This window comes from Actinomycetospora sp., assembly GCF_055612215.1.
The window spans coordinates 1-5747 of record NZ_JBVPVA010000098.1 but is presented as its reverse complement, the minus strand read 5'-3'; the positions used below and the strand labels follow the sequence as shown (position 1 = coordinate 5747).

The window sequence follows — 5747 nt, the reverse complement described above, 5'->3', positions numbered from 1 at the left end:
CGCCGAGGCCAGACCGGAGAGCGGGGCGAGCGCGGGAGTGGTCAGGAGAGTGTCGGGAGAAGACACCAGAGCCCTTCGCAGGAGCGTGGAGCGAGCAGGTCCAGTCTACGAGAACGCCCCGACAGCCTCGGCCCTTCCCCGCGCCCGAGCCGCCCTGGTGACCGGGGGGCCACCGTGGGTGACGATGGGACCCGTGACGCGCGCCGAGTCCTCCCCCGACCCCGGGCGCCCGGGGTGGTCGGCCGGGCGGGGGAGGCGCAGCGACGACGCGTGGTCACGTGAACACCGGAAAACTGACGACGAGCGTCAGGAACGGGACTTCTCTGACGCTCCCCCGACCCGACGCTCCACCGGCCAGGACCCCGGCGACCCCGGCCCGAGCAAGATCACCGTCACCCGTGTCGCCGCGTGGCGCACCCGCAACCTGACCCGCGCCGGCGTGCGGGCCTTCCACCGGGCGGCCTCGGCCGACGGGGCGGACCGCTCCGGGCTGACCGCGCTGACCTATGCGTGGATGGCGAACTACGCCTCGGACGCGACCCTCGCCGTGGCGCTGGCCAACACGCTGTTCTTCTCCGCCGCGAGCGCCGAGTCCAAGGACAAGGTCGCGCTCTACCTGCTCATCACGGTGGCCCCCTTCGCGCTGATCGCGCCGGTGGTCGGCCCGCTGCTCGACCGCGTCCAGCGCGGCCGCCGGGTCGCCCTCGCGCTCTCGACGGGGGGCCAGGGGGCGCTCGCCGTCGTGCTCGCCCTGTTCATGGACACCTGGGCGCTCTACCCGGCCGCGCTCGGCATCCTCGTGCTCTCGAAGTCCTTCGGGGTGCTCAAGGCGGCCGTCACCCCGCGGGTGCTCCCGCCCGGCATCACGCTCGTGACGACGAACTCCCGCCTCACGGTCTTCGGGATGCTCGCGTCCGTGGTCTTCGGCGGGATCGCGGCCGGGGTGTCGTGGCTGGCCGGCTCGCCCGGCGCGGCGTGGCTGACGGCGGCGGTCTGCGGGGTCGGGGTGTGGCTGTGCCTGCGGATCCCCCGTTGGGTGGAGGTCACGGAGGGCGAGACGGAGACCGTGCTCATCCCCCGGCCGGGCACGGCCCGGGCGAGCGGGAAGGCGCCGCGGGTCCCGATGAGCGGGCACGTGGTCACCGCGCTGTGGGCCAACGGCTCGATCCGCGCCCTCACCGGCTTCCTCACGCTCTTCGCGGCGTTCGTCGTCAAGCACGAGACCGAGGGCACCCCGGGGCGTCAGCTCCTGCTGCTCGGCGTCGTCGGGGCCGCGGCCGGCGCGGGCGGCTTCCTCGGCAACGCCCTCGGCGCGCGGCGCCGGTTCGACCGGCCGGCCACGGTCCTGCTCACCGGGCTGTCCGCGAGCCTCGCCGCGTCGGTGCTCGCGGCGGTCGTCGTCGGGCTCCCGACGGCGGCGGTGGTCGCCCTCGTCGGCGCGACGGCCTCCGCGCTGTCCAAGGTGTGCCTCGACGCCGTCGTGCAGCGCGACCTGCCCGAGGCGGCCCGGGCCTCGGCGTTCGGCCGCTCCGAGACGATCCTGCAGCTGTCCTGGGTGTTCGGCGGCGCGCTCGGCGTGCTGCTCCCGCCGACGTGGTGGCTCGGGTTCACCGTGATCAGCGGCGTGCTCGCGGTCGGTACCGTGCAGACCGTGCTCACCACCCGTGGCCGCTCCCTGGTCCCCCACCGGCGGCCCTCGTCGTGACCTCGTCGGACCAGCAGTCCCGCCCGGCCGGCCTCCGCGCCCGGCTGCGGCGCGTGCCGCGGTCGGTGTGGCTGGCCGTCGTCGCCGGGGTGGTCGTGGTGGCCGCGGTCGTCGTCGTGCTCGTCGCGACGTCCGGGCCCGGCTCCCCCGGCGCCGTCACCTTCGCCGCCGGCGGGCAGTCGCGCACCGCGGAGCCGACCGTCTACTGCGACGTGCAGGTCACCGACTGCGAGAACGAGCCGACCGCGGTCGTCGCCCTCCCGCTGCCCCCGGGCAGCGCCGTCGACGTCACCGTCCCCGACGCCGTGCGCGCCACCCCCTGGCAGGTCGCGTTCGCCTACGTCGACGAGACGGGCACGCAGCAGAGCGGCCGCAGCCAGATCTTCGCGCCCGGCGCCGCGGGCGGGTTCCGCCTCGCGCTGCCGGACCCGCGCTGGCGGCTGCAGCGCGTGGAGGTCCAGCAGTTCGGGGCGAGCGAGACCGTCACCCCCCAGGGGAGCCTGTTCTCGACGCGCTCCACCTGGGTGCTGGTCAGCGGCTGACCGGCCGGCCGGCGCCTCAGCCCTCGAGCTCGCGGGCGACCGCGCGCACCACCTCGGCGAGCCGCTTGGTGTTGCGTCGGTCGGGGTAGCGGCCTCGGCGCAGGTCGGGCTGCACCTTCACCTCGAGCAGCTTGATCATGTCGTCGATGAGCCCGTGGAGCTCGTCGGGCGAGCGACGCTTGGCCTCGGCCACCGAGGGCAGCGGATCGACGAGCCGGACCTGCAGGGCCTGGGGGCCGCGGCGACCCTCGGCGATCCCGAACTCGACGCGCTGGCCCGCCTTGAGGGCCTCGACCTCGCGCGGCAGCGACCCCTTCGGCACGTAGACGTCGGCCCCCTCCTCCTGGGAGAGGAAGCCGAAGCCCTTCTCGGCGTCGTACCACTTGACCTTGCCGGTCGGCACCGTGCTCACCCGTTCTCTCGTCGACGAGAACGCGCCCCGGCGAGGTGCCGGAGCGCGTGCGTCCAGCGTATCCCGCCACCGCACGCGAGATGCGGAGGTGATCTCGGCCCGACGCGGCCTCAGGCGGTCCGCCCGGCCGTCAGCCCGAGGAGCTGGACCGCCTCCTCGCGCATCTCGACCTTGCGGACCTTGCCGGTCACCGTCATCGGGAACTCCTCGACGACGCGGACGTAGCGCGGGATCTTGTAGTGGGCGAGCTTGCCGGTGGCGAACTCGCGCACCGCCTCCGCGGTCAGCTCCGCGGCGCCCTCGCGCAGCCGCACCCAGGCCATCAGCTCCTCGCCGTAGCGCTCGTCGGGGACCCCGATGACCTGGGCGTCGAGGATGTCCGGGTGCGTGTAGAGGAACTCCTCGATCTCGCGGGGGTACACGTTCTCGCCGCCGCGGATGACCATGTCCTTGATGCGGCCGGTGATGTTGACGTAGCCCTCGTCGTCCATCACCCCGAGGTCGCCGGTGTGCATCCAGCGGGCCCGGTCGATCACCTCGGCGGTCTTCTCCGGCTGGTCCCAGTACCCGAGCATCACCGAGTACCCGCGGGTGCACAGCTCGCCGGGGGTGCCGCGCGGGACCGTCAGCCCGGTCTCCGGGTCGACGATCTTGGACTCGAGGTGCGGCAGCGTGCGCCCGACCGTGGAGACCCGGCGGTCCAGCGAGTCGTCGGCCCGGGTCTGGGTGGACACCGGCGAGGTCTCGGTCATGCCGTAGCAGATCGTCACCTCGGTCATCCCGAACCGTTCGACGACCTGCTTCATCACCTCCACCGGGCACGGCGAGCCGGCCATGATCCCGGTGCGCAGCGGGGTGAGGTCGTAGTCCTCGGCGTTCGGCAGCGCGAGCTCGGCGATGAACATCGTCGGCACGCCGTAGAGGCTGGTGCAGCGCTCCTCGGCGCACGCCTCGAGGGTGAGCGTCGGGTCGAACCCCGGGGCCGGGATGACCATCGTGGCCCCGGAGCTCGAGCACGCGAGGTTGCCCATGACCATGCCGAAGCAGTGGTAGAAGGGCACCGGGATGCACACCCGGTCGAGGTCGGTGTAGCCGCAGAGCCGGCCGACGAAGTAGCCGTTGTTCAGGATGTTGTGGTGGGACAGCGTGGCGCCCTTGGGGAAACCCGTCGTCCCGCTCGTGTACTGGATGTTGATCGCGTCGTCGGCGGAGAGCTCGCGCTGGCGGTCGCGGACCCGCATCTGGTCCCCGTCGTGGACGAACAGCGCCGCCCACTGCTCGGTGTCGGTGATGACGACCTGCTCGAGCTGCGGGGTGTTCGGCCGCACGGTCTCGATCATCTCGGCGTACTGCGAGGTCTTGAACGACCGCGCCGCGACCAGGAGCCGGACGCCGGCCTGGTTGAGCACGAACTCCAGCTCGTGGGTGCGGTACGCCGGGTTGATGTTGACCAGGATCGCGCCGACCTTCGCGGTCGCGTACTGCAGCAGCGTCCACTGGGCGCAGTTCGGCGCCCAGATCCCGACCCGGTCACCCTTCTCGATGCCGAGGTCGAGCAGGCCGATCGCGAGCGCGTCGACCTCGGTGACGAACGCGGCCCACGTGTAACGCAGCCCCTGAGCCCGGTCGACCAGCGCCTCGCCGTCCGGGAAGCGCGCGGCGGTCCGGTCGAGGTTGTCGCCGATCGTGTCCCCGAGCAGGGGCTCGTCGGAGATCCCCGAGGCGTACGAGGGCAGGGACGGGACGGCGGGGGCGCTCACCGGTGCGACCTCCAGGACTTCGAGCATCGTGGTCCCGCTCACTATGCCCGCGCTCACTCGTCCGGCGCACCCTCCCGTTCGCCGGGGCGCGATCGGCCTCCTCGGGCGTGCGTCATCATGCGGGCGTGAGCACTCCGGCGGAGCACGCGGGCACGACCGTCGACGGCGCGGACGTCGCCGACGAGGAGGGCCGGGCCAAGGCCGTCGACGCCCTCTGCGACGAGCTGGCCGGGGTCGAGGCCTCCGGCTGGTACGCCGCGATCGAGGTGACGCGTCCGTGGTCGCGGCACAACCCCCGGCTGACCGGTGAGTTCGCCCGCACCACCGCGGTGCGGCGCTACCTGCACCGCGAGCTCACCGCCCTGGTCCGGGCCGGCGCCCAGGTCACGGTGCGGCCCTCGCGCGCGGCGCTGCCCTTCGACGACCCCGGCTTCTTCGCCGCCCTCGACGAGGACCGCGTGGACGCCCGGTCGAAGAAGCTGTTCCTGTTCGGGCCCGAGCGCATGGCCCTGTCCTGCGACCGGCTCGGGCACTACACCGGCACGCCCGCCGAGTCCTTCCAGCGCCACGTGCTCTTCACCAACTACGCGATGCACGTGGAGGCGTTCCTCGAGCGGTTCCCCGACGCCGAGGCGCCCGTGCGCCCGGGCGTGCAGATGCCCGCCTACCACCACCGCACCGAGGCCGGTGACGGCGTCACGCTGGTCAACATCGGCGTCGGACCCGCGAACGCGAAGACGATCACCGACCACGTCGCCGTCCTCCGGCCCGACACCATGGTCATGATCGGGCACTGCGGCGGGCTGCGGAACCACCAGCAGAAGGGCGACTTCGTGCTGGCCACGAGCTACCAGCGCGCCGACCACGTGCTCGACGAGGTCCTCCCCCGGGACGTCCCGGTGATCCCGAACCACCGACTCAACGTCTTCCTCGTCGACGCCCTCGAGGCCGCCGACGCCTCGTACCGCATGGGCATCGTGCACACCACCGACAACCGCGACTGGGAGTTCAACCAGGGCGTGACGCTCGCGGCGATGCAGCGCTCCCGCAGCGTCGCGGTGGACATGGAGTCGGCGACGATCGCCGCCAACGGCTTCCGCTACCGCATCCCGAACGCGACGTTGCTGTGCGTCTCGGACAAGCCGCTGCACGGCTCCCCGAAGCTCTCCGCCGACGCCCAGCAGTTCTACGAGACCTCCAAGCGCCACCACCTCGGGATCGCGCTGTCCGCGCTCGACCGGGTCCGCCGCGAGCACCCGGGCGGGCTGCCGAGCCAGGAGATCCGTTCCGTCGACGAGCCGCTGTTCGGGGGCCCGTCGGACGCGTGA

At 73.0% G+C, this 5747-nt stretch carries 5 protein-coding genes; 3 read left to right on the top strand and 2 right to left on the bottom strand.

The features are described from left to right. Positions 1-193 precede the first annotated feature (193 nt). Both AC0CYZ_RS02295 and AC0CYZ_RS02290 read left to right on the top strand, forming a co-directional pair. The gene (locus AC0CYZ_RS02295) at positions 194-1705 is read left to right on the top strand and encodes an MFS transporter (protein ID WP_472211947.1); all 1512 of its coding nucleotides are present in this window, start codon (positions 194-196) and stop codon (positions 1703-1705) included. Continuing rightward, entirely contained in the window at positions 1702-2247 is a 546-nt protein-coding gene (locus AC0CYZ_RS02290; RefSeq protein WP_472211944.1) for a DUF2771 family protein, read from the top strand. Before AC0CYZ_RS02295 ends, AC0CYZ_RS02290 begins: the two co-directional genes overlap by 4 nt. A 16-nt stretch (positions 2248-2263) precedes the next feature. Here the strand turns inward: AC0CYZ_RS02290 and AC0CYZ_RS02285 are convergent, their stop codons facing one another. Both AC0CYZ_RS02285 and AC0CYZ_RS02280 read right to left on the bottom strand, forming a co-directional pair. Continuing rightward, complete coding sequence (locus AC0CYZ_RS02285; RefSeq protein WP_472211950.1) at positions 2264-2650, bottom strand: cold-shock protein; 387 nt, start codon at positions 2648-2650, stop codon at positions 2264-2266. A gap of 119 nt (positions 2651-2769) precedes the next feature. Continuing rightward, complete coding sequence (locus tag AC0CYZ_RS02280; protein ID WP_472211941.1) at positions 2770-4419, bottom strand: AMP-binding protein; 1650 nt, start codon at positions 4417-4419, stop codon at positions 2770-2772. A 125-nt stretch (positions 4420-4544) separates the two neighbouring features. On the opposite strand from AC0CYZ_RS02280, the gene AC0CYZ_RS02275 reads away from it, so the two are divergent. Further along, complete coding sequence (locus tag AC0CYZ_RS02275; RefSeq protein ID WP_472211938.1) at positions 4545-5747, top strand: phosphorylase family protein; 1203 nt, start codon at positions 4545-4547, stop codon at positions 5745-5747.